23 protein-coding genes are annotated in these 24978 nt (G+C 71.2%); 8 read left to right on the top strand and 15 right to left on the bottom strand.

The window, feature by feature from the left end; genetic code table 11:
* The first annotated feature begins 28 nt into the window (after positions 1-28).
* Entirely contained in the window at positions 29-1663 is a 1635-nt protein-coding gene (locus ACVW00_RS02770; RefSeq protein ID WP_457109374.1) for an HAD family acid phosphatase, read from the top strand.
* A gap of 51 nt (positions 1664-1714) precedes the next feature.
* Here the strand turns inward: ACVW00_RS02770 and rimI are convergent, their stop codons facing one another.
* From rimI to glmS, 7 genes are all read right to left on the bottom strand, one after another.
* Positions 1715-2164, bottom strand: coding sequence for a ribosomal protein S18-alanine N-acetyltransferase (gene rimI, locus ACVW00_RS02765; RefSeq protein ID WP_457109373.1), 450 nt, complete (start codon positions 2162-2164; stop codon positions 1715-1717).
* A complete protein-coding gene (gene tsaB / locus ACVW00_RS02760) occupies positions 2161-2790 on the bottom strand; it encodes a tRNA (adenosine(37)-N6)-threonylcarbamoyltransferase complex dimerization subunit type 1 TsaB (RefSeq protein WP_457109372.1) in 630 nt (209 codons plus the stop codon). The genes rimI and tsaB overlap by 4 nt, the downstream gene beginning before the upstream one ends.
* An 86-nt stretch (positions 2791-2876) precedes the next feature.
* The gene (gene tsaE, locus ACVW00_RS02755; protein WP_457109371.1) at positions 2877-3779 is read right to left on the bottom strand and encodes a tRNA (adenosine(37)-N6)-threonylcarbamoyltransferase complex ATPase subunit type 1 TsaE; all 903 of its coding nucleotides are present in this window, start codon (positions 3777-3779) and stop codon (positions 2877-2879) included.
* A complete protein-coding gene (alr, locus tag ACVW00_RS02750; protein ID WP_457109370.1) occupies positions 3776-4945 on the bottom strand; it encodes an alanine racemase in 1170 nt (389 codons plus the stop codon). The genes tsaE and alr overlap by 4 nt, the downstream gene beginning before the upstream one ends.
* A gap of 27 nt (positions 4946-4972) precedes the next feature.
* A complete protein-coding gene (locus ACVW00_RS02745; RefSeq protein WP_457109369.1) occupies positions 4973-6349 on the bottom strand; it encodes an NAD(P)H-hydrate dehydratase in 1377 nt (458 codons plus the stop codon).
* A gap of 102 nt (positions 6350-6451) precedes the next feature.
* Positions 6452-6802: a holo-ACP synthase gene (locus tag ACVW00_RS02740; protein WP_457109368.1), complete on the bottom strand. Its 351-nt coding sequence runs from the start codon at positions 6800-6802 to the stop codon at positions 6452-6454.
* Between the two features lie 5 nt (positions 6803-6807).
* Positions 6808-8658 carry a glutamine--fructose-6-phosphate transaminase (isomerizing) gene (gene glmS, locus ACVW00_RS02735; RefSeq protein ID WP_457109367.1) on the bottom strand — a complete coding sequence of 617 codons (1851 nt, stop codon included), beginning with the start codon at positions 8656-8658 and terminating at the stop codon, positions 6808-6810.
* Positions 8659-8735: 77 nt separating this feature from the next.
* Between glmS and coaA the strand changes: the two genes are divergently transcribed.
* Genes coaA through ACVW00_RS02720 form a run of 3 tightly spaced genes read left to right on the top strand, consistent with a single transcriptional unit; the run spans position 8736 to position 11199 of the window.
* Positions 8736-9728, top strand: coding sequence for a type I pantothenate kinase (gene coaA / locus ACVW00_RS02730; RefSeq protein ID WP_457109366.1), 993 nt, complete (start codon positions 8736-8738; stop codon positions 9726-9728).
* Positions 9729-9760: 32 nt separating this feature from the next.
* Positions 9761-10585, top strand: a complete 825-nt coding sequence (locus ACVW00_RS02725; RefSeq protein ID WP_457109365.1) for a DUF427 domain-containing protein — start codon at positions 9761-9763, stop codon at positions 10583-10585.
* Entirely contained in the window at positions 10582-11199 is a 618-nt protein-coding gene (locus ACVW00_RS02720) for a class I SAM-dependent methyltransferase (RefSeq protein ID WP_457109364.1), read from the top strand. Before ACVW00_RS02725 ends, ACVW00_RS02720 begins: the two co-directional genes overlap by 4 nt.
* Before the next feature lie 18 nt (positions 11200-11217).
* On the opposite strand, the gene ACVW00_RS02715 is transcribed toward ACVW00_RS02720, so the two are convergent.
* Positions 11218-12021 (bottom strand): enoyl-CoA hydratase, encoded by an 804-nt coding sequence (locus tag ACVW00_RS02715; protein WP_457109363.1) that lies wholly within the window; start codon positions 12019-12021, stop codon positions 11218-11220.
* A 76-nt stretch (positions 12022-12097) separates the two neighbouring features.
* On the opposite strand from ACVW00_RS02715, the gene ACVW00_RS02710 reads away from it, so the two are divergent.
* Positions 12098-14269 carry an MMPL family transporter gene (locus ACVW00_RS02710; protein ID WP_457109362.1) on the top strand — a complete coding sequence of 724 codons (2172 nt, stop codon included), beginning with the start codon at positions 12098-12100 and terminating at the stop codon, positions 14267-14269.
* On the opposite strand, the gene glmM is transcribed toward ACVW00_RS02710, so the two are convergent.
* Genes glmM through rplM form a run of 3 tightly spaced genes read right to left on the bottom strand, consistent with a single transcriptional unit; the run spans position 14270 to position 16644 of the window.
* On the bottom strand, positions 14270-15634 hold the full coding sequence (glmM, locus tag ACVW00_RS02705; protein ID WP_457109361.1) for a phosphoglucosamine mutase: 1365 nt from the start codon (positions 15632-15634) through the stop codon (positions 14270-14272).
* Positions 15635-15651: 17 nt separating this feature from the next.
* Entirely contained in the window at positions 15652-16173 is a 522-nt protein-coding gene (rpsI, locus tag ACVW00_RS02700; RefSeq protein WP_457109360.1) for a 30S ribosomal protein S9, read from the bottom strand.
* A 27-nt stretch (positions 16174-16200) separates the two neighbouring features.
* A complete protein-coding gene (gene rplM, locus ACVW00_RS02695; RefSeq protein WP_457109359.1) occupies positions 16201-16644 on the bottom strand; it encodes a 50S ribosomal protein L13 in 444 nt (147 codons plus the stop codon).
* A 335-nt stretch (positions 16645-16979) separates the two neighbouring features.
* Between rplM and ACVW00_RS02690 the strand changes: the two genes are divergently transcribed.
* Complete coding sequence (locus tag ACVW00_RS02690) at positions 16980-18293, top strand: citrate synthase (protein WP_457109358.1); 1314 nt, start codon at positions 16980-16982, stop codon at positions 18291-18293.
* Positions 18294-18302: 9 nt separating this feature from the next.
* Here ACVW00_RS02690 and ACVW00_RS02685 read toward each other — a convergent pair whose 3' ends face one another.
* Positions 18303-20159, bottom strand: coding sequence for a glycosyltransferase 61 family protein (locus ACVW00_RS02685; RefSeq protein WP_457109357.1), 1857 nt, complete (start codon positions 20157-20159; stop codon positions 18303-18305).
* A gap of 31 nt (positions 20160-20190) precedes the next feature.
* Positions 20191-21438 carry an MFS transporter gene (locus ACVW00_RS02680; RefSeq protein ID WP_457109356.1) on the bottom strand — a complete coding sequence of 416 codons (1248 nt, stop codon included), beginning with the start codon at positions 21436-21438 and terminating at the stop codon, positions 20191-20193.
* Positions 21439-21501: 63 nt separating this feature from the next.
* On the opposite strand from ACVW00_RS02680, the gene ACVW00_RS02675 reads away from it, so the two are divergent.
* Complete coding sequence (locus ACVW00_RS02675; RefSeq protein ID WP_457109355.1) at positions 21502-22014, top strand: MarR family winged helix-turn-helix transcriptional regulator; 513 nt, start codon at positions 21502-21504, stop codon at positions 22012-22014.
* On the opposite strand, the gene ACVW00_RS02670 is transcribed toward ACVW00_RS02675, so the two are convergent.
* The gene (locus ACVW00_RS02670) at positions 22007-22786 is read right to left on the bottom strand and encodes a DUF2127 domain-containing protein (RefSeq protein ID WP_457109354.1); all 780 of its coding nucleotides are present in this window, start codon (positions 22784-22786) and stop codon (positions 22007-22009) included. The two genes, ACVW00_RS02675 and ACVW00_RS02670, sit on opposite strands and share 8 nt — an antisense overlap.
* Before the next feature lie 34 nt (positions 22787-22820).
* Complete coding sequence (locus tag ACVW00_RS02665; protein WP_457109353.1) at positions 22821-24395, bottom strand: long-chain-fatty-acid--CoA ligase; 1575 nt, start codon at positions 24393-24395, stop codon at positions 22821-22823.
* Between the two features lie 47 nt (positions 24396-24442).
* Here ACVW00_RS02665 and ACVW00_RS02660 point away from each other — a divergent pair, with 47 nt between their 5' ends.
* Positions 24443-24973: a calcium-binding protein gene (locus tag ACVW00_RS02660; protein ID WP_457109352.1), complete on the top strand. Its 531-nt coding sequence runs from the start codon at positions 24443-24445 to the stop codon at positions 24971-24973.
* Positions 24974-24978: the final 5 nt, after the last annotated feature.

The following is a 24978-nucleotide window of genomic DNA, read 5'->3' as shown; positions in this document are numbered from 1 at the left end:
ACCGGCACGACCCGACTCGGGAGACTCCATGTCCATCACCCCTCCGGAGCGCCGCACCACCATCGCCGCGCTCCTCGCCGTTGCCACCGCCCTGTCGATCGGCCTGGCAGCACCCGCCGACGCCCGCAGCGACCACAACCCCGGACCGCCGCTCGCGCCCCGGACCCACTTCACGATGGCGGCCGACGGCAGCACCGGCCTCACCGTCGACGGGTCGCACATCCCCAACATCGACTCCGACAAGTCGACGATCCGCAAGTACTACAGCGCGGGGAGCAACGGGATCGCGGACAAGAGCAGCTCGCCGTACATCTCCGAGCTGCACGCGATCGAGTCGTCGACGCTGGCATCGCTGCCCGCCGTCGACCCGGCGCAGCACAAGGCGATCGTCTTCGACGCCGACGACACGACGCTGTGGACCTACGACATGGAAGACGGCGCCATGCACTTCAACTTCGACCCGGTGCTGCAGAACACCTGGGTGCAGGAGGGGCGCTTCCCGGCGACGCCGGGCATGGTCGACTTCGAGCACGCAGTGCAGGCCAAGGGGTACGCCGTCTTCGGCATCACCGGCCGCAACTCCGGCCAGGAGGCCGCGACGCTGACCAACCTCGCCACCGTCGGCTACACCGGCTTCGACGCCGACAACTTCTTCACCAAGTGGACGTCGGCCCAGACACCGCCGGGATACGTCGACTGCGCGGCCGACGGCAACGCCGCCTCCTGCTCGACGGTGGAGTACAAGGCGTTCACCCGCAGGCACATCGAGCAGGATCTCGGCTACGACGTCGTGCTCAACCTCGGTGACCAGTTCTCCGACCTCCAGGGCGGGTACGCCGACGCGGCGCTCAAGCTGCCGAACCCGACGTACTACCTGCCGAGCCCCGACATCGCGGGGGCACCGGCGAGCGACGCGGCCCTGACTCCGCGCACCGAGTTCACGATGGCGCCGGATGGCTCCAGCGGGCTGACCCAGGGCGGGGAGGGCATCCCGAACATCGACTCGGTCAAGTCGACCATCCGCAAGTACTACAACGCCTCCAGCACCGGCATCGCCGACAAGTCGAGCTCGCCGTACATCTCCGAGCTCGCGGGCATCGAGGCCGACAACCGGGACCGGCTGGCCAACCAGTGCCGGCGCGAGGTGCGCGCGGGCGGCAGGCCGGCGGTCGTGTTCGACGCCGACGACACCACCTTGTGGACCTACGACATGGAGGACGGCGCGATGCACTTCAACTTCGACCCGAAGCTCCAGAACGACGCATGGGTGCAGCCGATGGCCTTCCCGGCAACGCCGGGGATGCCTGCGCTGGTCGACGCGGTTGGTGCTGCCGGGTGCACCGTGGTCGGTCTGACCGGTCGCCACGACAACCAGCGTGCGGCCACGCTGGGCAACCTCGCCAAGTGGTACGGCAGCTGGTTCACCGACGCGAACTACTACACCAAGTTCGACAGTGCGGCCACCGTCCCGTCGTACTTCGACGGCACACCGTGCGAAGACGGGTCGTGCTCGACGATCGAGTACAAGTCGGCGGTCCGGGCCCATGTCGAGGACCAGGGCTACGACATCATCGCCAACTTCGGCGACCAGTTCTCCGACCTGATCGGCGGGCACGCCGACCGGGCCGTGAAGCTGCCGAACCCGACCTACTACCTGCCCTGACCATGTCGTGTGCACCAGCGCGTCGCGAGCGACGCGCTGGGGCACACGAGCTCAACAGCCCTTGACGAGCGGCAGCCGGAGCACGACCGCTGTCGTCCCGTCCCGGTAGTAGCGGGGGCGCCGGTCGATCTCAATGAAGCCGCGGGTGGCGTAGAAGGCGAGGGCACTCGCGTTGTCCTCGCGCACCTCGAGGATCAGCCGGTCCGCTCCCGTGCCGGGCCCGTGGGCGATGACCTCGTCGAGCAGCGCGCCCGCGACACCGGTACGCCGCACGGCCGGTGCCACGCCGATCCGCTGCAGCTCGGCGATGTCCCCGGCGTAGGAGGCGACCGCGTAGCCGACGACCTCGCCGTCGTGGTCGGCCACCAGGTAGCGGACCGTCGGAACGTCCCCGGCGAGGCCGACCCGGATCAGGCCCGCGCTCCAGGCGTCCACGCCCTGGCACACGGACTCGAGCTCGGTCACCGCCTCGGCGTCACCGGGGACCGCCGCGCGGATCATGTGACCCGCTTGGGCCGACCGGGCTCCATCGTGTCGGGCCGGCGCAGGTAGAGGGGGTCCGGGTCGAGCAGCGCGAAGCGCTCCCCGACGACCACGTCGCACAGCACGCTCGCCCGGGGATGCTGGGGTCCGGCCGCGTGCGGGAACGCGTCCGGGTACAGCGCCGCGCCGTGACCCACGACCAGCGCATCGGTCGCGGCATCGGCCGGCCGGACGACCTCCGGGCCGGAGACACGCCCCCGGTCGGCGTACGTCGCGAGGTAGACCTCCTTACGACGCGCGTCCGTGGCGACCAGGAAGTCGTCGAGCCCCGCGTCGATCGCCTCGGCGGCGAGGATGTCGAGCGTGCAGACGCCGTACACCGGGATGTCGAGCGCGAGCGCCATCGTGCGCGCGGTGACCAGACCGACCCGGAGGCCGGTGAACGGCCCCGGGCCGACCCCGACGGCGATCGCTGTGACGTCCTGGCTGATCGCGCCTGCCCGGGCGAGCACGTCGGCGATGCCGGGCGCGAGCATCTCGCCGTGACGCATCGACTCGCTCGCGGAGTACTCGGCCACGACGTCCTCCCCGTCGTGCAGGGCGACGGTGACGTGCGACGTGGCGGTGTCGAAGGCGAGAAGCACGGGCCCGAGGTTACGTGAACGAGCGGAGCCGCATCGAGCTTGCTCGTTTGCGGTGTAGCGAGGAACGTTGAGGAGCGAAGCGACGATTACGCGAGCACCCGGCGCAGGTCGGTGCCCTGCCAGCGGCTGCCGACCGGCCTGATCACCAGGGTGCGGACGTCGTCGTCGGCACGCTCGAGCCGCAGCTCGAGCCGGTCGTTGCTCAGCGCCTCGGCGAGACCGGAGCCCCACTCGACCACCGTGACCGCCTGGTCCACGTCGGTGTCGAGGTCGAGGTCGTCGAGCTCGGCGGCGTCACCGAGCCGGTAGGCGTCGACGTGGACCAGCTCCGGCCCGCCGCGCAGCGACGGGTGCACGCGCGCGATCACGAAGGTCGGCGAGGTCACCGGACCGCGAACGCCGAGGCCGTCGCCCAGGCCCTGCGTGAGGGTGGTCTTGCCGGCGCCGAGGTCGCCGGTCAGCACGAGCAGGTCACCGGCGCGCAGGAGGGGACCCAACCGCTCACCCACCGTCCGGGTGTCCTCGGGAGTCGGCAGCGTGAGGCGCAGCGGCAGCAGGCACAGCATCCGCAGGCGCGGGCCGTCGCGCTCGACCTCGACGTACCCGTGCTTCTGCCAGAAGGCGATCGTCTGCGGCAGCTCGGCGCGGGCCTCGAGGTCCAGGCCCTCCTTGCCACGCTCCGCGGCGACCGAAGCCGCAGCGTCAGCGAGCATGCGGGCGACCCCGTGGTGCCGGGCGCTCGCGAGGACGCCGACCCGGCGGAGGCCGAGCAGCGAATCGTGGTCGGCGAAGAGCAGTGCGCCGACCGGCTCGCCGTCGTGGGTGGCGAGGAGCCCGCCGTGCTCCGAGAGCGCGGCGGCGACCGACTCGGTCGTCTCCTCGAGCGCGGTCGACGGCGGGTCGAGCACGGGCCGTCCCGCGAATGCCTCGTGGATCACCGCGACGACGTCGCCGGCGCGCTCGGCGCCGACCAGGAGGATCTCGGTCACGCGCGGTGCTCCCCCTCGACCCACCGACGCTGCTGGCGGCCACCCATGCGGGTGACGATCTCGTAGGAGATCGTGTCGCACCACTCGGCCCAGTCCTGTGCGGTCGGCTCGCCGTCGCGGCCGGGCCCGAGCACGACGACCTCGTCGCCGGCCGACGCGTGCGGCGCCTCGACGACGAACTGGTCCATGCAGATCCGCCCGAGCACCGGTGCGCGCTCGCCCGCGACCTGCACGGCGGCCCGGGACGAGGCGTGGCGCGGGATACCGTCGCCGTAGCCCATCGGCACCAGCGCCACGCGCATCGGCCGGTCCGCGACGAACGTGTGCCCGTAGGAGACCCCGGCGCCCGGCTCGAGGTCCTTGGCGATCACGACGCTGCCACGGACGGTCATCGCCGGCACCAGTCCGAGCTCGTCGCCGGTCACCACCTCAGGGGCGGGGCTCAGCCCGTACGCCGCGATGCCGAGCCGGACCAGGTCGAAGCGGGCACTGGGCCGCAGCAGCGCACCGGCCGAGTTCGACAGGTGCCGGACCTCGGGGGTCAGCCCGGCGTCGTCGGCGAGCGCGAGCGCGTCGCGGAAGGCCTGCTCCTGTGCGGCATTTGCCGGGTGGTCCGGCTCGTCGGAGCAGGCGAGGTGCGACCAGACGCCGACGACCTCGATCTCGCCCGCGACCTCGGCCTTCCGACCGGCTTCGAACAACGCCGCCCACTGGTCGCGAGGAGCGCCGCCGCGCGACAGGCCGGTGTCGACCTTGAGCTGCACCCGAGCCGTGCGTCCGCCCTCGCGCGCAAGGGCGACGAGCTCACCGAGCTGGGCGACGGAGTGGGCGGTGACGTCGACGTCGGCGGCGATCGCGGCCGAGAGGTCCTCGCCCGGGACCGCCAGCCAGCAGAGGATGCGGCCGGTGTCCCCGGCGGTGCGGAGCGCGACCGCCTCGTCCGCGGTCGCCACGCCGAGCCACTCGGCGCCCGCGTCCCGCGCCGCGCGGGCCGACTCGACCATGCCGTGCCCGTAGCCGTCGGCCTTCACGACGACCATGAGCGCCGGCGCCGCGTCCCCGGTCGGACCCGTCGAGACCAGCTCGCGCAACCGGCCGACGTTGTGCCGGATCGCGCCGAGGTCGACGACGATCTCGGCCCGGACGGGAGCGGCGGCTGCGGTCATGGCAGCCCCATCCTCCCATCCGGCAGGTCAGGCGATGAGCGCCTGCACCACCAGCGGGACGGCGTCCGCGACACCCTCGGGCGTCACCGGGCCACCGCGCCCGGCGAGCGTCGCCGCGGCGCCGTGCAGCCAGGACCCCACCGTCGCGGCGTCGAAGGGCGACAGCCCCGTCGCGAGCAGCGAGCCGATGACCCCGGAGAGCACGTCGCCCGCTCCGGCGACGGCGAGCCAGGCGACGCCGCTCGTCGTCACCGCCGCCGGCCCGTCCGGCGCGACGACCAGGGAGTGCCGGCCCTTGAGCAGCACCACGGCGTCGTACTTCTGCGCGGCTGCGCGTGCATGTGCGAGCTGGCGCGCCTCGACGTCGGCGCGCTCGGCGTCGAGCATCCGGGCGAGCTCGCCGGCATGGGGCGTGAGCACGAGGTTGCGGGAGCGGCCGGGCACGACGTGCTGCAGCCCGTCGGCGTCGACCACGACGGGCACCTCGTCGGCGAGCGAGAGGCCGAGAGCAGTGGCCGCCTGGTCGTCACCACCGGAGCCGACCACCCAGGCCTGGACCCGTCCCTCGCCGACCACGACGCCGGGATGACGGGCGCGCACGGCGTCGGCCGCCTCGCCGGCGTACCGGACCATGCCGGCGAGACCGGATGATGCTCCGGAGGTGCAGAGCACGGCCGCGCCGGGGTACATCGCGGAGCCGGCCCGTACGCCGACCACGCCGCGGGTGTACTTGTGGTCGAACGGCCGCGGCACCGGGAGCATCCGGGCCACGTCATCGGCCTGCAGGGCGGTCACGGTCGGCTCGGGGAGGTCGAGCCCGAGGTCGACCAGGGTCACGACACCCGCGGCTTCAGCAGCCGGGTCGAGGAGATGACAGCCCTTGTGGGTGCCGAAGGTGACCGTGACGTCGGCGCGGACGTGCGGGCCGTCGAGCTCGCCGGTGTCGACGTCGACTCCCGACGGCACGTCCACGGCCACGACGACCGCGCGCGGGAACCGGGTCACGGCAGCCTCCGCCTCGGGCCTCAGCCCGGGCTTGCCGCCGATGCCGACGATGCCGTCGACCAGGACATCGGGATCGTGGGCCGTCTCGAGCGTCACCACCCGGCCGCCCCTGGCCGTGAATTCGGCCAGGCCCGCCTCGTGGGTCCGCGAGCCGAGCAGCAGCGCCTCGACCTTGGCACCCCGTCGGGCGAGCAGCGCCCCGGCGTACAGGGCATCGCCGCCGTTGTCCCCGGAGCCGACCAACAGCAGCACCCGGGCGCCGTACACGCCGTCGAGAAGGTCCGCCACCGCCGTCGCCAGCCCGTACGCCGCCCGCTGCATCAGCGTCCCCGCGGGCAGCTGCGCCATCAGCGCCCCTTCTGCCGCCCGAACCTGCTCGACGCTGTGTGCTGCCCGCATCCCCCCATTATGTTGAGTTGGGCCTCCCTGACCGTCGAGTTGGGTGTTCCTGGCCTCACTGGGCGGCCGTTTCTCCCCACTCGATGGTCGGTTTCTCCCAACTCAACGTTCCAGGATGACCACGGCGCTGGCGATACCGCCGTCGTGGCTCAGGGAGAGGTGGGTGCCGGTGGCGCCCAGCTCGGTGGCGCGGGCGAGCACGGTGCCGCGCAGCTCGAAGGTCGGGTCACCCGAGGGCAGCGAGACGACCTCGGCGTCGTGCCAGTGCAGGCCGGCGGGGGCACCGAGCGCCTTCGCGAGAGCCTCCTTCGCCGCGAACCGCGCGGCGAGGGACTGCATCGGCAAGGTCGCCTCGGCGGCGGTGAACAGCTTGTCGCGCAGGGCCGGCGTGCGGGCGAGCGAGGCCTCGAAGCGCACGAGCTCGACCACGTCGATGCCGACGCCGATGATCACGGCCGCTACTCGACGGTGACGGACTTGGCGAGGTTGCGCGGCTGGTCGACGTCGTGGCCCATCCGGGTCGCCAGCTCGCAGGCGAACAGCTGCAGCGGCACGGTCGCGACCACCGGCTGGAGGAGCGTCGGCACCGTCGGCAGGCCGATCAGCACGTCGGCGTACGGCGCCACCTCCTCATCGCCCGCCTCGGCCAGCACGATCGTGAGTGCACCGCGCGCCCGTACCTCCTGGATCGCGCTGATCATCTTGTCGTGCAGCTGGTCGCGGCCCCGGGGCGGCACGACGCAGAAGACCGGCAGCCCCTCCTCGATGAGCGCGATCGGCCCGTGCTTGAGCTCGCCGGCAGCGAACCCCTCGGCGTGGATGTAGGCGAGCTCCTTGAGCTTCAGGGCGCCCTCCAGGGCGACCGGGAAGCCGGCGTGCCGGCCGAGGAACAGCACCGAACGGGCGTCCTTGAACCGCTCGGCGAGCGCGTAGATCGCCTCGGAGTGGTCCAGCACCGTCTGCACGTTGTCGGGCATCTGAGCCAGCTCGCGGACGATGCCGGTGATCTCGTCGCCGTACTTCGTGCCGCGGACCTGCGCGAGGTAGAGGCCCAGCAGGTAGCACGCGATCAGCTGGGTCAGGAAGCCCTTGGTGGAGGCGACGCCGATCTCGGGGCCGGCGTGGGTGTAGATGACGGCGTCGGACTCGCGCGGGATGGTGGAGCCGTTGGTGTTGCAGATGGCGAGGACGCGCGCCCGCTGCTTGACCGCGTGCCGGATCGCCATCAGCGTGTCGGCGGTCTCGCCGGACTGGCTGATCGCCACGACGAGGGTGTTGCGGGTGAGGATCGGGTCGCGGTAGCGGAACTCGTGGGCGAGCTCCACCTCGCACGGAATCCGGGTCCAGTGCTCGATCGCGTACTTGGCGACCAGGCCCGCGTAGTTGGCCGTGCCGCAGCCGACGATGATGATCTTGTCGACCTCGCGCAGCTCGTCGTCGCTGATCCGCACCTCGTCGAGCTGGAGCTGACCGTCCTCGTCGTGCCGGCCCAGGAGCGCGTCGGCGATCGCCCGCGGCTGCTCGAAGATCTCCTTGCGCATGAACCAGTCGAAGCCGCCCTTCTCGGCGGCTGCGAGGTCCCAGTCCACGTGGTAGCGACGCCCTTCGGCGGCGTTGCCGTCGAAGTCGGTGACCTCGGCGCCGTCACGGGTGATCGTGACGACCTGGTCCTGGCCGAGCTCGAGCGCCTCGCGGGTGTGCTCGATGAAGGCCGCGACGTCGGAGCCGATGAAGTTCTCGCCCTCGCCCAGGCCCACCACGAGTGGCGAGTTGCGGCGGGCAGCGACCACGCGTGCGGCGTCGTGCGCGTCGACGGCGACGAGCGTGAAGGCACCCTCGAGCCGGCGGCAGACGTTCTGCATCGCGACGGTCAGGTCGTGACCGGCCTCGACCTCGGTCTCGAGGAGGTGAGCGGTGACCTCGGTGTCGGTCTCGGAGACGAGCTCGTGGCCGGCGCGCTCGAGCTCGTCGCGCAGCCGGGCGAAGTTCTCGATGATGCCGTTGTGCACGACGGCCACGCGTCCGTGCGCCCCGAGGTGCGGGTGCGCGTTCAGGTCGTTGGGCGCCCCGTGGGTCGCCCAGCGGGTGTGGCCGATGCCGGTGGTCGAAGGCGGCAGCGGGGACTCCTCGATGGCCTTCTCCAGGTTGGCGAGCTTGCCCGCCCGCTTGTCGACGCTCAGGACGCCGTCCGCGCTGCCGATGAGGGCGATCCCGGCGGAGTCGTAGCCGCGGTACTCGAGGCGGCGCAGCCCCTCGACGACCACGTCGCGCGCCTGCTTCTCGCCGACGTATCCCACGATCCCGCACATGGGCCGAAGTCTACGGGCCGGGCAGCCCGACCCCGGCCGCCCGCCGGGTGGGCGCCCGGTGCTGGAACAATCAGCGCATGGCCAACGGCGCTGCGCGCATTCCTGGGCGCGCTCCTGGGCGCGATCCGCAGGCGAACGAGGCCTCGCCGTACGTCGAGCTGGACCGGGACGACTGGGCCGAGCTCGGGGCCCACACCGACCAGCCGCTCTCGGAGCTGGAGATCGAGCGCGTGCGCGGTCTCGGCGACCAGCTCGACATCGACGAGGTCCAGGCGGTGTACCTCCCGCTGTCGCGGCTGCTCAGCCTGTACGTCGAGGCTGCGGGCTCGCTCCACCGGGCACAGGAGTCCTTCCTCGACCGGCCGCAGCCGCCGCGCACCCCGTTCGTGGTGGGCCTCGCCGGCTCGGTCGCGGTCGGGAAGTCGACGACCGCCCGCGTGCTGCAGCAGATGCTCGCCCACTGGCCGGCCCACCCTGAGGTCGCGCTGGTGACCACCGACGGCTTCCTCTACCCCAACGCGGAGCTCGAGCGCCGCGGCCTCATGCATCGCAAGGGCTTCCCGGAGTCCTACGACCGCAAGGCGCTGCTGAAGTTCGTGATCGACATCAAGTCCGGCCGCGACGAGGTGGACGCCCCGGTCTACTCCCACCTCACCTACGACGTGACCGAGGAGAGGGTGGTCGTCCGCCGACCCGACGTGGTGATCGTCGAGGGGCTGAACGTGCTGCAGCCTCCCAAGGTCGGCGCCGACGGCCGCACCGGGCTGGCGGTGAGCGACTTCTTCGACTTCAGCATCTACGTCGACGCGGCGACCAACGACATCCGGCAGTGGTACACCGACCGCTTCCTGCGGCTTCGCGAGACGGCGTTCCGCGACCCCGCGTCGTACTTCGCGAAGTACGCCGGCCTGTCCCGGGACGACGCCGTCGCCGAGGCCAGCCGGATCTGGGACGAGATCAACGGCCCGAACCTGACCAGCAACGTCGCGCCGACCAGGTCACGGGCGACGCTGGTCCTGCGCAAGGACCACGACCACTCGGTGCGCTGGGTCCGCCTCCGGAAGCTCTAGGACAGGCGCGCGGTCTCTCCTACCCTCGGCTCATGGCCACACAGATGCGCAAGGCGCTCGCCGGACTGCACGAGGAGCTCCGCTACGAGCCGGTGACCCAGCGGATCCGGATCTCGCTCGGCGACGTCGTGGTCGCCGAGACCACCGGCGCCGTGCTGGTCTGGGAGCCCCGCCGCGTCGTCCCGTCGTACGCCGTGCCGCGGGCCGACCTCCGCGCGGAGCTCGTCGAGCTGGACGTGCCCGCCGACGACCCGGCCGCTGCACCCCCGGTGCTGGCTCCGGGGCAGTTCGGGCCGCACCTCGCGCCGGGGACGGTCGTCACGCTCCGCATCGGTGACACGTTGGTCGAGCAGGCCGGCTTCGTGCTCGCCGACCCGGACCTGGCCGACCACGTCCTCCTCGACTGGGACGCGTTCGAGTGGGTGGAGGAGGCGACGGTGATGACCGGCCACGCCCAGGACCCGTTCAAGCGGATCAAGACGCTGGCGAGCGCCCGACGCGTGCAGGTGTCGTTCGGCGACCAGGTCCTCGCCGACTCCTCTCGCGGTGTGCTGCTGCTGGAGACCAGCCTGCCTCCGCGCTGGTACCTCCCGTCCGCCGACGTCCGCACCGACCTCCTCGAGCCGAGCAAGGCGCACAGCGTCTGCGCCTACAAGGGCCGGGCGTCGTACTGGTCCCTGGTCGACGCCGCCGGAGGTCCGGACGACGGCCGCGACATCGCGTGGTCCTACCCCGATCCGCTGCACGACGCCCTGCCGGTCAAGGACCTGCTCTGCTTCTGGGTCGAGCGCACCGACCTCACGATCGACGGCGCTGCCGTCCCCCGCCCCTTCTCGCCGTTCGCAGGGCGACCGTGAGCGACCTGCCCCCGACCCGGTGGGAGACCGGCGAGAACGGCGGGTTCGCCGTCCACTTCACCCAGCTGATCGAGTCCGGCGCCGACATCGAGGGCGAGGCACGCATCGCCGACGCGATGCTTTCGCGCGGCTCGACAGTGCTCGATGCCGGTGCCGGCTTCGGCCGGATCGGTGCGGCGCTGCAGGCCCGCGGACACACCGTGGTGGCCGCCGAGAAGGACCCGGACCTGGTTGCCATGGCCGCGGAGCGGTACCCCGACCTCCCGATGGTCCGCACCGACATCCTCGCGCTCTCCCCCGAGCTGCTCGCCGAGGCGGGCCGGCCGACGGCGTACGACCTGGTGGTCCTGGTCGGCAACGTGATCGTGCTGCTCGCCCCGGACACCGAGCGCCGTGCGCTCGCGACGCTGCGCGACCTGCTCGCGCCCGGCGGCCGGATCCTGGTCGGCTTCCATCCGACCCGCACGCACGGCAACGCCCGCGACTACCCGTACGACGAGTACGCCGCCGATGTGGTCGCCGTGGGCCTCCGCATCCAGCACCGCTTCGGCAGCTACGAGCTGGCAGACCCCGGCGACGAGTACGCCGTGACGGTGCTGACCCGCGCGGAGTGACCGACGCGCGAGCGCCCGTCAGCGAGCGTCGCGGAACCTGGGCGCCCTGCCCTCCTTGCGGGCCCGGGTCGCCTCCTCGAAGTTGTCGGTGAGGATCCGCAGGTAGAGCTGGCCGAGGCCCTCCGCCTGCATGTGGCCCTCGAGCGACGAGGCGTCGAGGCCGGAGACGAGCGTGCGCTTGGTGAGCTCGACGCCCGGCTGCGACCAGCCGGCGATGCGTCGACCCATCTCGACCGCGGCGCCGACGACGTCGTCGGTCACCCGGCTCACCAGGCCGATCGCGGCTGCCTCCTCCGCGTCGACGTCGCGGCCGGTGAGCATGATCTCCGCTGCGCGCGAAGACCCGATCGCACGCGGCAGCAGGTAGGAGAGGCCGAGCTCGCTGGCGGTGAGGCCGTTGTTGATCCCGGCCGCGCGGAAGTAGGCCTCCGGCCCCGCGAGCCGGATGTCGCACGCGAGGGCGAGGCACAGACCGCCTCCGATCGCGGCCCCGTTGACCGCGGCGATCACCGGCTGGTGCAGGCGTCGCAGCGTGAGGGTGATGTCCTCGAGGAGCTCCATCGAGCGGAGCGCGTGCGTGGGCCGGGTCAGGCCCTCGACGTACGGCGGCGTACCGGCGGACTGCTGGTCGGCGCCGGAGCAGAACCCGCGGCCCGCTCCGGTCACGACGACGGCACGCACGGAGTTGTCGTGCCCGATCTCGACGAGCTGCTCACGGAAGGGCACCATCACGTCGAACGCCATCGCATTCATCCGCTCCGGCCGGTTCAGCGTCACGACGGCGACCTCGGGCACCGGCCGGGAAACCAGAATGAAGTTCACCCGAGGCACCCTAGGCCGTGCGCCCGCCGGGAGAATGGATTCGTCTCGCGTGAGCGGTCCCAGTACGCTGCGGCTCATGTTTGCTGCCCTTGGACGTTTCGTAACTCGTTTCCGCTGGTACGTCATCGCGGCGTGGGTGGTCCTGGCTGTCCTCGTCGTCTCGTTCGCGCCCTCGCTGACCTCGACGCAGGACGAGTCGGAGTTCCTCCCGAAGCACTACGAGTCGATCCGGGCCGCACAGGTCCAGGACGACGAGTTCCCCTCGCAGTTCCAGCCCGGCGCGGTGATGGTCTTCGACCGGCGCGACGGCGGCAAGCTGACCGCGGCCGACTCGGCGAAGGTGACCGAGATCGTCGGAGCGCTCGACGCCGCGATCAAGGACAAGGCCGTGCTGCACAAGGTGTTCTCGGCGGCGGCGACGCAGCCGCCCTCGCAGAACAAGCTGGTCCAGCTCGGCGTCGTCGGACTGGCGAAGGACCAGAGCGGTTTCGACACCCCGGCGATGGATGCCGCGAAGGAGCTGCGCAAGGACGCCAAGCCGCTGGTCGCCGGCACCGACCTGCAGGTCCAGATGACCGGCGCGGCACCGCAGCAGCTCGACTCCCAGGAGTCCGGCAACAAGACACTGGCGATCGTCGGCGCGGCGACGATCCTGCTCATCATCGTGCTGCTGGCGCTGATCTTCCGCAGCATCATCATCTGCCTGATGCCCGTGGTCCTCGTCGGCCTGGCCGGCACGATCGCCACGGGGCTGATCGGCTGGGCCAACAAGGCGTTCGACCTGAAGGCCGACTCCTCGATCGAGGTCATCCTCTTCGTCGTGCTCTACGGCATCGGCACCGACTACATCTTGTTCTTCCTCTTCCGCTACCGCGAACGCCTGCGCACAGGAGACGACATCCGGGCGTCCGTGGAGCAGGCGCTGGAGCGCGCCGGCGAGGCCATCGCGTCCGCCGGAGGCGCGGTCATCGTCGCCTTCATGGCACTGGTGCTGTCCTCCCTGGGGATCTTCCGGTCGATCGGACCGGCGCTGGCGATCGCGGTGGCGGTCACGCTGCTCGCGGCGCTCACCCTTGTCCCGGCCGTCGTCACGGTGCTGGGCAAGGCGCTGTTCTTCCCGTCGAAGCGCTACCTGCGAGAGCCCGAGGGCGCCCGTTTCGCCGCGGTGGGTCGCCAGCTCGGCCGCCGGCCGGTCGTCTTCGCCTCCGCGTCCGGACTGGTCCTGGCCGTGCTCGCGATCTTCGCCCTCGGGTTCAACCCGACCTTCGACTTCAACTCGAGCCTGCCCAAGGACGTCGAGTCGACCAAGGCGCTCGACACCCTTCAGAAGGGTCTCCCGCCCGGGTCGACCGACCCGCTGACCGTGGTGCTGCTCTCGAAGAGCGCCCTGTCCGACAGTGCCCTGTCCCCGTTCCAGAAGCAGCTGGAGAGCGCCAAGGGTGTCGCGAAGGTGGAGCCGGGTGTCCTCTCCGCGAATGCGAAGGCCGCCACCTTCAGCGTGACCCTCGACCACGATCCCGGGTCGGACGCCGCGATCGCCGACGTCAAGGGTCCGATCCGCACGACGGCGCACGAGGCCGCCGGTCCCGGGAACACGGCGTACGTCGGCGGCACCACATCGGTGTTCGTCGACATGAACAAGGCGATGAACCGCGACTACGCCGTGGTGTTCCCGATCGCGGCGCTGGTGATCATGGTGATCCTCGCGCTCCTGCTCCGCAGCCTGGTGGCGCCGTGGTACCTCATGGTGTCGGTGGGCCTCGGCTTCGCGGCGACCCTCGGCGCCACGGTGATCGTGATCCAGCACCTCAAGGGCGACAGCGGCCTGATCTTCCTGCTGCCGATCTACATCTACCTGTTCGTGGTGGCGCTCGGGACCGACTACAACATCTTGATGATCGCGCGACTGCGCGAGGAGGCTCGGGAGGGGCGCGCCCCGCGCGAGGCCGCAGCCGAGGCGGTGAAGCACGCCGGTCCGACGATCGCGGCCGCCGGCGTGATCCTCGCGGGCACGTTCGCCTCGCTGATGCTCGGCGGCAACTCGCTGATCGTCTCGATGGGCTTCGCGCTGTCGTTCGGCATCTTCATCGCCGCCTTCGTGATGGCGATGTTCTTCACCCCGGCCCTGACGGCGCTGATCGGGCACTACGCGTGGTGGCCCGGACACGGCGACGAGACCGCCGAGGAGCACGAGGCCCGCGTCGGGCAGCCGGAAGCGGTTCCGACGGGCTCGACCACCGGGGGCTAGCTACAGCGCGAGCCGCTCGCGGACCACGTCGGCGAGGCGGTTGGCCACGGCGTTCGCGTGGTCGGCCGTCTCGGCCTCGACCATGACCCGCACCAGTGGCTCCGTGCCGGAGGAGCGCAGCAGGACCCGTCCGGTGTCGCCGAGCTCGGCCTCGGCGCGGGCGACGGCCGCGAGGAGCTCGGGGTCGGTGTCGGCCCGGCGCTTGTCGACGCCGGGCACGTTGACCAGCACCTGCGGGAGGCGCACCATGACGCCGGCCAGCTCGGCGATCGTCGAGCCGGTGGCGGCCATCCGGTCGAGCACCTGCAGGGCGGTGAGGATGCCGTCGCCGGTGGTGGCGTGCTCGCTCATGATGACGTGGCCGGACTGCTCGCCGCCGAGCGTGAAGCCACCGGCCTTCATCTCCTCGAGCACGTAGCGGTCACCGACTGCGGTCTGGCGGACGACGATGCCGGTGGACTCCATCGCGTGCACGAACCCGAGGTTGGACATCACCGTCGCGACCACGGTGTCGCCGGCCAGCCGGCCCTGCTCGCGCATCGCCAGCGCGAGGATCGCGAGGATCTGGTCACCGTCGACGATCTCGCCGGACGCATCGACCGCCAGGCACCGGTCGGCGTCGCCGTCGAGGGCGAACCCCACGTCGGCGCCGTGCTCGAGGACTGCCTTCTGGAGCACGTCGAGGTGGGTCGAGCCGCAGCCGTCGTTGATGTTCAGCCCGTCGGGCTCGGCGCAGATCGCGACGACGTCGGCCCCGGCGTCGCGCAGCGCCTTCGGCCCCGCGACAGACGCGGCGCCGTGGGCGCAGTCGAGCACGACCTTGGGTCTCGTCTGGGCTCGACCACCCTCTCCGAGGCTGCGCACGGTGCCGACCAGGTGCGCGGCGTACTCGTCGACCGCGGTCTCGTGGGACCGCACCCGGCCCACGCCGGCTCCGGTGGGCCGCTCCCAGGGCTCCTCGAGACGCTGCTCGATGGCCACCTCGAGGGCATCGTCGAGCTTGACTCCCCCGCGGGCCAGGAACTTGATGCCGTTGTCCGGCATCGCGTTGTGGGACGCCGACAGCACGACGCCGAGATCGGCGCCCAGCGACCCGGTCAGGTAGGCAACGGCCGGGGTGGGCAGCTCACCGAGGAGCAGTACGTCGATGCCGGCGGACGCCAGTCCGGCCACCACGGCGGCCTCGAGGAACTGGCCGGAGATCCGGGTGTCCCGGCCGACGACGGCGACCGGGCGATGGCCCGAGAAGGTGCCCCGCTCGGCCAGCACGTGGGCCGCCGAAACGGAGAGGTCCAGGGCCAGCTCGGCGGTCAACAGACCGTTTGCCAGACCCCGGACCCCGTCCGTGCCGAAGAGCTTCGCCATGGAGGACGAGGCTCCGATTAGCGCTTGCTGAACTGCGGCGCCTTGCGCGCCTTCTTCAGACCGGCCTTCTTGCGCTCGATGACGCGCGCGTCACGAGTCAGCAGACCGGCCTTCTTCAGCGACGGGCGGTTGGCGTCGAGGTCGATCGCGTTCAGGCAGCGGGCCACGCCCAGGCGCAGCGCGCCGGCCTGCCCGGTGATGCCGCCACCGTGGATGCGGGCGATCACGTCGAAGCGGCCCTCGAGCTGCAGCGTCGCGAACGGCTCGTTCACGACCTGCTGGTGCAGCTTGTTGGGGAAGTAGGACTCCAGGGTGCGGCCGTTGACCGTCCACTGGCCGGAGCCGGGGACGATCCGGACGCGCGCCACGGCCTCCTTGCGGCGACCCGTGGCCGCGGCGGGGGCGATGGTCGCGGGGCGGGCCGGGGTGTCGGCGCTCGGAGCGCTCTCGGAGGAGTAGGCCACACCCTCCGCGTTGGTCTCGTAGGTCTCCTCGACCTCGGCGTCGCCGGTCAGGTCTTCGGTCACGTTCTCGGTCACGTCAAAATCCTCGATCTCGTCGGATGCTTACTGGGAGATCTGGGAGATCTCGAACGGCTTGGCCTTCTGGGCCTGGTGCGGGTGCTCGGGCCCGGCGTACACCTTGAGCTTCTTGATCACCTGGCGGCCGAGGCGGTTCTTGGGGAGCATGCCCCAGACGGCCTTCTCGATGGCCTTGCGGGCGTCCTTCTCCAGCAGCTCGCCGATGGGCGTCGCGGTCAGACCGCCCGGGTAGCCCGAGTGGCGGTAGGACATCTTCTTGGTCGCCTTGTCGCCGGAGAGCGCCACCTTCGAGGCGTTCACCACGATGACGAAGTCACCGGTGTCGACGTGCGGGGCGAACATGGTCTTGTGCTTGCCACGGAGCAGGTTCGCGACCTGGACGGCGAGCCGTCCCAGGACGACGTCGGTGGCGTCGATGACGTGCCACTCACGCTGGATGTCCGCGGGCTTGGGGCTGTACGTACGCACGTGTCTGCCTTGCTTCCTCGTTCGTGAACCATCCAGGGAGACCCCGGGACGGCGGTGCTGCTGCGGCTTCTGACGAACACTGCCCGGCCTTTCCTCGTCAGAGGGCCATCCGGGTCTGCACCAGGCCCCGTGCAGGAGGCATGGCGCGGCAGGAGTCGCGACGGACCAGATTACCGGTGTCCGGCCGCCGAGGTCAAAACGAGAGACGCGTTGGCGACGCTCACCGCGGCGGGCATAGGTTTGGTCGGGGATTCGCATCACCCGCCGCACCCGGAAACGATGCCCTGAGCAGGTGCCCGACGCAGCTGCGCTGATGAGAGAGCGAAGGAGTCCGTGTGTCAGACGACGCCGCCACCGAGGCCAACCAGACACTGACCGTCCGCGACAACCGGACCGGCAACGAGTACGAGATCGCGATCTCGGACGGCACCATCAAGGCCGCGGACCTCGGCCAGATCCGGCTCTCCGAGGACGAGCCCGGCCTGGCGACGTACGACCCGGGCTTCGTGAACACCGCCTCGTGCAAGAGCGCGGTCACGTTCATCGACGGCGACAAGGGCATCCTCGAGTACCGCGGCTACCCGATCGAGCAGCTGGCCGAGAAGTCGAACTTCCTCGAGGTCGCCTACCTGCTCATCCACGGCGAGCTGCCGAGCAAGCAGCAGTACGACAGCTGGGTGCACGAGATCACGTACCACACGTTCGTGCACGAGAACGTCAAGGGCTTCATGCAGGGCTTCCGGTACGACGCCCACCCGATGGGCATGCTGATGGCCTCGGTCGGCGCACTGTCGACGTTCTACCCGGAGTCGGGCAACATCGCCGACCCCGACAACCGGCACATCCAGATCGTCCGGATGATCGCGAAGATGCCGACGCTCGGCGCCTGGGCCTTCCGGCACGCGCAGGGCAAGCCCTACATCTACCCCGACAACGAGCTCGGCTACACCGCGAACTTCCTCTCGATGCTTTTCAAGATGAGCGAGCAGCGGTTCGAGGCCGACGAGCGCCTGGTCAAGGCTCTCGACGTGCTGTTCATCCTGCACGCCGACCACGAGCAGAACGCCTCGACGAACGCCGTGCGCTCGGTGGGGTCCACCCAGGTCGACCCGTACTCCGCGGTGGCGGCGGGCGTGGGCGCTCTCTTCGGCCCGCTGCACGGCGGTGCCAACGAGGCCGTGCTCCGGATGCTGCGCCGGATCGGGTCGAAGGAGAACATTCCGGCGTTCATCGAAGGCGTGAAGAACGGCAACGAGCGGTTGATGGGCTTCGGCCACCGGGTCTACAAGAACTACGACCCGCGGGCCAAGATCATCAAGCAGGCCGCCATGGACGTCTTCGAGGTGACCGGCACCAACCCGCTGCTGAAGATCGCCCTGGAGCTGGAGAAGATCGCGCTCGAGGACGAGTACTTCGTCAAGCGCAAGCTCTACCCCAACGTGGACTTCTACTCCGGCCTGATCTACGAGGCGTTCCAGTTCCCGCCGGAGATGTTCACGGTGCTGTTCGCGATCGGCCGCACGCCGGGCTGGCTGGCCCAGTGGCTCGAGCTGGTCCAGGACAAGGAGCAGAAGATCGCCCGGCCCAAGCAGATCTACACCGGGGCCCGGACGCTCGACTTCACCCCGGCGGCGCAGCGCTGGGCGTGACGCCCGGGCTCACGACGTGGTGAGCCCGGCGAGCTGCTGGTCGAGCCAGCGGCCCTCGCGGTCGAGGTCGAAGGTGAAGTCGGACGCATAGGCCTGCTGCGTCCACCAGCCCTCGGGGTGGTGCAGCCGCGGCTCGCTCCAAGCGCTGATGATCCGGTGTCCGCGCACGGCGGCGATGAGGTGCTCGTTGCGCGCGGTGTACGACGTCGGCGCGACCGTGACCACGGTCTTCGGGGTGCTGCACAGCGCCGACGTGAACACCGCGCTGCCGCCGAAGCCGCCGATCACCTCGGCCCCGCGGAACAGCGCCACCTGCTCGGGCAGCGGCAGCAGCTCGGGGCGGACCACCTCGAAGCCGTGCCGTGCGAAGAGCTCCTCCACCTCGCCGGCGTTCGTGCAGCTGCGCTTGTGGTCGACCGGCCGGGTGCAGAAGATCCGCCGCGGGCCGTCTGCCGGAGGCGCCTGCGCCGCGAGGTGGTCGCCGACCCGGTCCCAGATCCGGGCCATGTCGGGGTGCACGTAGTCGGGCAGGGAGAACATCGACGTCGCCGAGTAGAGGGTCTCCGGCCGGCACGGGCCGTCGACCACGTGGACGTCACCGGCCGAGATCCCGAACGCGTCGAGGACCTGCGCCTCGAAGGGCAGCAGCGCCAGGTCGTCGCGGTCGGTCGGGACGCTGGTGAGCACCTTGACGTCGGGTGCGAGCTCCCGGACGCGGTCCCAGGCCCACATCTTCCCGAGGACCTCGGTGAGCAGGTGCCCGTAGTGTCCGGGCCACTCCGAGTCGAGGTTGAACCAGCTGCCCGGCAGCCGCTCGGCCTTGGAGCTGTCCCGGCGCAGGTGCCCGAACCTCGGGCCCGACTCCTCGACGAACCGGCTGTGCAGGTGGGGCGCGAGGTGGTGCCGGTAGGTGTCCGGCCACACGAACCGCCCGCTGGTCACCACCTGTCCGCGCGAGAGCACCGGCTCGGCGTACTGGCGCAGGGTGAGCTTGGGGACGTCCAGCTCGGGCCGGAACCAGGGGTCGCTCGGCAGGTTGTGCAGGTAGCCCGCACCGGCGCGGAGGTGCGTCGGAGGCAGGGCCTCGACCTCCCGGCCGAGATCCGGCAGCGCGCGGAGCACGGTGTCGGCCTCGGGCTCCCGGAGCTTGGCGTCGGTCGCCCGGCTGTTGGTGATCCGCAGCGAGACGCCGTGGACCTGCACGTCGCCCAGATGACGGGCGAGCCCGCGGACCTCCGCGGCACGAGCGACCAGCTCGGGCCGGTCCTCCGGCCTGCGCAGCCGGGCACGCTGGCCCTCGCTCACCAGGTCCCACAGCTCCCCCACGTACGGCGGGAGCAGGGCGCCGTCCTCGTTGGGCCACGGCCGCGAGGCCTTCTCGTGCTCGAGCCACGCATCGGCTGCCCGGCGCGCCTCGGCCGCCTCGTCGTCGCTCAGGGGCAGCAGCGCAGGGGTGAGGTAGACGCCGCCCTCACGGAGGTGGAAGAAGACCCGCTGGAAGGTGCGGGCCTGCTCGACCGCCGTCGTGTCGGCGGCCTGGAGCACCAGGTCGAAGGGTCCTGCGAGCGCCAGCCGCACGTGCGTCTCGGACGCGTCGTCGTCCTGGCGCACCAGCACCAGGTCGGCTTCGGGCCAGGCGCGGGCGAACAGCTCGGCCCACGTGTCCAGCTGCCGTCCGGCGACGAGCGCGACCCGGGCGCCCGGTTGGTCCTCGAGCACCCGCCGGAGCATCGGCAGGAACCGCTGCCGGGGCGGTTCACCGGGCCAGGTGAGCTGCTGGACGTGCTCGAAGGGCGTCGTCGCGGCCGCAGGCTCGGGTCGCCCGGTCCCGCGGCGGCCCGTGAGGCGTTCCAGCGGCGACGGCACGTCCCGATCCAACCACACGCGATCGCAACGCTCAGGGTGTCGCGGGCGCAGCCACGACGACCGTCTCCTCGGTGAGCGGCCGGCGTTCGAGGCGGCGTACCTCACGGATCGCGAAGGGTGCGATCTCGGCGACCGCCATGGCGGCGGCCACGACGAGCAGCCAGTGGCGGTCGCCGAACGCGGTCGCCAGCGGGCCAGTGAGGGCAAGGCCGACCGGACGGGCGATGAACGAGCCGAGCTGGTCGAAGGAGTACACGCGGGCGAGCATGTGGGCCGGCACGTTCTCCTGGATGGAGAGGTCCCAGCCGACGCTGAAGATCTCCAGCCCGAAGCCGTGCAGGAAGGCGCCGGCCAGGACGACCCAGAGGTTGTCGGAGAGCGCCATCGCGAGCGGGAAGCAGATGGTCAGCACCAGGAAGAGCTCACCGACGCCGAGCGCGCGGCGCGGCTTCCACACCAGGCTGAGCAGGCCGCCGGCGACGAAGCCGCTCATCATCGCCGACAGGGCGTAGCCCCACGCGGCACGACTGATGTGGTCGCCGACGACGATGGGCCCGAGGACGCCCTGCGAGCCGCCGTAGAAGAGGTGGTAGACCAGCGCCATCGCGATCAGCGACCACAGCCACGAGTGCCGCATCACCTCGCGGAAGCCCTCGCGCGCCTCCGCGAGCGCACGGGAGCGGACTGCGGCGGGCAGCGGCGGCACGTGCAGCCGGGTGAAGCACGCGGCCGCGACCAGGAAGGTGGCGGCGTCGATCGCGAGGGCGCCACCAGTGCCGATCCACGCCACCATCAGGCCCGCGACGCCGCTACCGACGATCATCGCGGAGTTCTGGCTGAGCCGGCGCAGCGCGATCGCCTTGCGCAGCGAGCCCTCGGGGACCGTCTGCGGCGTCACGGCCTGGGTGCTCGGGCCGGCGAGCGAGCCGAGCGCGCCGTTGGCGGCGCCGCCGATGGCCAGCAGCCACAGGGACCCCCAGCCGCCGAGCAGGCTCAGCGCTACCAGGCCCTGCACCACCGCGGCCGCGGTGTTGGCCCCCCGCATCATCACGGTCCTCGGCAGCCGGTCGCCGAGCACGCCGCCCCACAGGACGGCGACCACGTCGGCCAGGGCATAGGCACCCACGACCAGCCCGAGCTGCGTCGCCGAGCCGCCGAGGTCGAGGACCGCGAAGGCGATGGCCACGGGCGCGATCATGTTGCCCAGGCTGTTCACCGTCGTGCCGGCCAGCAGCCACCGGAACGGCCGGTGGTGCAGCGGGCTGTCAGGGCTGGGCATGCGACCGACGTTATTTCGCTGGCGAACTGTTTGTCAACGAAGTATTCCGGCTACCATCGGGCCATGCCGAAGGACGCTGCGGACCTGCACGTCGAGCGCTGGCGCGACCACTGGATCGACATCAGCTTCGACGACGAGGTGGAGGCGCTGACCGTCCGGCTGGCCAACCTCTCGCGCTACCTCCGCGAGGCGAAGCAGGCCGCGCTCGCCGAGACGGGACTGCAGGACTTCGAGTACGACACCCTGCACAAGCTGATGATCCGGGAGACGCCCGGCCACGCCTCGCCGGGTGCGCTGGCCCAGGAGCTCGGGGTCTCCAACGCCGGGATGACCGGCCGCCTCGACGGCCTGGAGAAGCGTGGCTGGATCAAGCGGATGCCCGGGGCCGACGACCGGCGCCGGGTCGACGTCGAGGTCACGAGGGCCGGCGCGGCCATCTGGCGCCGGGCGATGGCGCTGCGCGGGAGCGCCGAGGAGGAGCTCGGCGCCGCGCTCGGCCGCCGCGAGCTGGTCACCCTCAACCGGCTCCTGAGGAAGCTCACCCTCCACGTCGAGGGCCGCGACGCACTCAGCTGAGGGAGACGGCCGCCCGCTCGACCTCGAGCAGGGAGGCGCTGTGGCGCTCTGCCGAGAACGCCGCGTGGCCGCCGCGCGCGCCGAAGAGCCGCTTGGTCCAGACGAGGTAGACGACCGCAAAGATGTTGACCGCGAACGCGACGATCCGCAGCCAGGTCACCTTCTCGAGCAGCTCGTAGACCTCGAGGGGGACGAACAGCGACGTGCCGATCACGGCGACGTACTCGCCCCAGCGCTTCAGGAGCCACAGGCCGATGCCCTCGAGCAGCTGCAGGCATCCGTAGGCCAGGACGCCGATCGAGACCCAGGTCAGGGTCCCGTGCGCTGTGTGCAGGGCCTTGTCGATCAGCCGAACCGGACCGGTCGACTGCAGGTCGATCCCGAGCTTGTCGGCGAGCGGCGTCAGCGTCGGGAGGTAGTTGTCGAAGACGCGCTGCAGCGAGTCGCGGGCGCCGTTGAACCGGTGGATGCCGTAGGACAGGGCCACCAGCAGCAGACCCCGGATGAACCTCTCCAGCGCCAGCAGTCGGAGGATGAACGCGTCGCGCAGGGCCCGGCCGCGCAGGACCAGCGGCGCGTCCTCCGCGGGCCCGCTGCCGTGGGGCGCGCCCGCGACGTACGCCTCGCAGCGCAGGCAGCGCCACGCCTCGCCGGCCACGGTGTCGGCCCGGAGCCGCTCGGCCAGCGCCGGCTCGTCGGGCCGGTAGGTGACGTGACCGTGCAGGCCGCAGGAGCGAAGGCTCCAGTCGAAGTGTCGGGGACGCAGGCGCACGGCTGAACCCTCTCAGACTCAGGAGACGCAGGGCTCAGACCGTCTGCCGGTCGCGCCCGGACCAGTACGGCGCGCGCAGGTCGCGCTTGAGGATCTTGCCGGTCGGGTTGCGGGGCAGCGCGTCGACGACGTCCACGGACTTCGGGCACTTGTAGTGCGCCAGCCGGTCGCGGCTGAACTCGACGAGCTCGGCCTCGGTCGCCGTCTGGCCGGGATTCAGGCTGACGACGGCCTTGACCGCCTCACCCCACCGGTCGTCGGGCACGCCGATGACCGCGACCTCCATCACGGCCGGGTGCTCGGCGAGGACGCGCTCGATCTCCGGCGAATAGATGTTCTCCCCGCCCGAGATGATCATGTCCTTGATCCTGTCCTGCACGTAGACGAAGCCCTCCGCGTCGACGACGCCCATGTCACCGGTGCGGAACCAGCCGTCGTCGGTGATCACCTCCGCGGTCGCCTCCGGCTTGTTGAGGTAGCCCTTCATGAGCTGGGGCGTGCGGAACCACAGCTCGCCGTGCTCACCGGCGGGCACGTCCTCCAGGGTGCCGGGATCGACGACGCGGACCTCGGCCCGGGGGATGCACTTGCCTGCAGAGACAAGTCGCTCCGGGTGCTCGGTGTCGCGGTGCGCGTCGGGCAGCAGGTGCGTGAGCACGCCACTGACCTCAGTGAGGCCGTAGACCTGCAGGAAGTCGGTCCCCGGCCATGCCTCCATGGCGGCGCGCAGCAACGGCAGCGGCATGGGCGCGGCGCCGTACGTGTAGGTCTTGAGCGCCCCGAAGAGCTTGACCGCGTCCGGGCCGCTCTGCAGCACCTGGGCGAGCACGGCCGGCACGAGGAAGGTGCGGTTGGCGCCCTGCAGGATCGCGCCGGCGAGCGAGGGACCGTCCGGGTCGCGGGTCATCACGCTCGGCACGCCGTCGTGGATCCCGAAGAGCACGTACGACGAGCCGCCGACGTGGAACAGCGGCATCGCGACGAGGTTCTTGTCGCCGGGATCGAAGGCCCACCCGTCGTGGGCGTTGACCGTGTGCTCGACCATGTTGCGCTGGCTCAGCATCACGCCCTTGGGGCGCCCGGTGGTGCCGGAGGAGTACAGGACCAGGCAGACGTCGTCGGGGTCCATCTCCGGGTCGCGGCCGACCGGCGTCGCGCCCGCGAGCAGGGCCTCGTACGCGTCGCCGTCGGCTCCGTCCGGCGTCACCTCGATGACGTGCTCGACGGTCGTCAGCCGGTCGCGGAGCTTGTCGACGAGCGGCATCAGCTCGCTGCCGACGAGGAGCACCTTCGCGCCCGCGTCGTTGACGGCGTAGTCGACCTCGTCGCCGGCGAGCCTGAAGTTGATGACGGCGTTCGCCGCGCCCAGGCTGGCGGCGGCGAAGGTGAGCTCCTGGCACGCGGGATGGTTCTTGTCCAGGAAGGACACCACGTCTCCACGGCCGACCCCGAGGCCGCGCAGGGCTCCGGCGAGCCGGCGTACGCGGTCGTCCCACTCGGCCCAGGTCCACGACCGTCCCAGGTAGGTGACCGCCTCGGCGTCGGGTGTCGTCTGCGCCCAGTGGCTCAGGCGGTCGTCTAGATAGGTCGGGGCCGGATCGGCGGTCATTTGCGAACTGTGACACACGGCACGGCCCCGCGAGTAGCGTGCCGGACATGCGCAAACTCCTCGTGCTCAGCACCACCGCCCTTGCCGTCGCGCTCGCCTTCCCGGCGTACGCCGACACCGTGACCGGTACGCCGGTCGCCGAGACCCTCAACGGCACCGCAGGCGCCGACGTGATCAACGCGCTCGGCGGTGACGACACCGTGAACGCAGGTGCCGGTGCCGACCGCGCGAACGGCGGTGACGGCGACGACTACCTGTACGGCGGTCGCGGGCCCGACCGGCTGAACGGCGCCAAGGGATCCGACCGGCTCTGGGGACAGGGCGGCAGGGACACGCTCGTCGACGACCACGGCAACACGGTCGACGCACTGCGCGGGGGCGGCGGCGACGACACGATCTTCGCCAACTTCCGCGACGTGATCTTCGGCGGCCGTGGCAACGACAAGATCGTGGTGGCGTACCCCGACGCAATGACGGTCAACTGCGGCGCAGGCGTCGACACCGTGATCTTCAACCAGGCCCACCCGCACGTGCTGCTGGTGGGCTGCGAGCACGTGCGGATCGTCTCCGCCGGCTGAGCAGC

This window comes from Marmoricola sp. URHA0025 HA25 (genome assembly GCF_054059435.1).
This window is presented reverse-complemented; position numbering and strand designations above follow the sequence as displayed.

What these genes read in the sequence shown, in the direction of transcription:
- ACVW00_RS02725 (WP_457109365.1), top strand. Translation starts at nt 9,761, where the DNA reads ATGGCCACACAGATGCGCAAGGCGCTCGCCGGACTGCACGAGGAGCTC.
- ACVW00_RS02680 (WP_457109356.1), bottom strand. Translation starts at nt 21,438, where the DNA reads ATGCCCAGCCCTGACAGCCCGCTGCACCACCGGCCGTTCCGGTGGCTG.
- ACVW00_RS02665 (WP_457109353.1), bottom strand. Translation starts at nt 24,395, where the DNA reads ATGACCGCCGATCCGGCCCCGACCTATCTAGACGACCGCCTGAGCCAC.
- glmS (WP_457109367.1), bottom strand. Translation starts at nt 8,658, where the DNA reads ATGTGCGGGATCGTGGGATACGTCGGCGAGAAGCAGGCGCGCGACGTG.
- alr (WP_457109370.1), bottom strand. Translation starts at nt 4,945, where the DNA reads ATGACCGCAGCCGCCGCTCCCGTCCGGGCCGAGATCGTCGTCGACCTC.
- ACVW00_RS02770 (WP_457109374.1), top strand. Translation starts at nt 29, where the DNA reads ATGTCCATCACCCCTCCGGAGCGCCGCACCACCATCGCCGCGCTCCTC.
- coaA (WP_457109366.1), top strand. Translation starts at nt 8,736, where the DNA reads ATGGCCAACGGCGCTGCGCGCATTCCTGGGCGCGCTCCTGGGCGCGAT.
- ACVW00_RS02745 (WP_457109369.1), bottom strand. Translation starts at nt 6,349, where the DNA reads ATGCGGGCAGCACACAGCGTCGAGCAGGTTCGGGCGGCAGAAGGGGCG.
- ACVW00_RS02675 (WP_457109355.1), top strand. Translation starts at nt 21,502, where the DNA reads ATGCCGAAGGACGCTGCGGACCTGCACGTCGAGCGCTGGCGCGACCAC.
- ACVW00_RS02710 (WP_457109362.1), top strand. Translation starts at nt 12,098, where the DNA reads ATGTTTGCTGCCCTTGGACGTTTCGTAACTCGTTTCCGCTGGTACGTC.
- ACVW00_RS02660 (WP_457109352.1), top strand. Translation starts at nt 24,443, where the DNA reads ATGCGCAAACTCCTCGTGCTCAGCACCACCGCCCTTGCCGTCGCGCTC.
- rimI (WP_457109373.1), bottom strand. Translation starts at nt 2,164, where the DNA reads ATGATCCGCGCGGCGGTCCCCGGTGACGCCGAGGCGGTGACCGAGCTC.
- glmM (WP_457109361.1), bottom strand. Translation starts at nt 15,634, where the DNA reads ATGGCGAAGCTCTTCGGCACGGACGGGGTCCGGGGTCTGGCAAACGGT.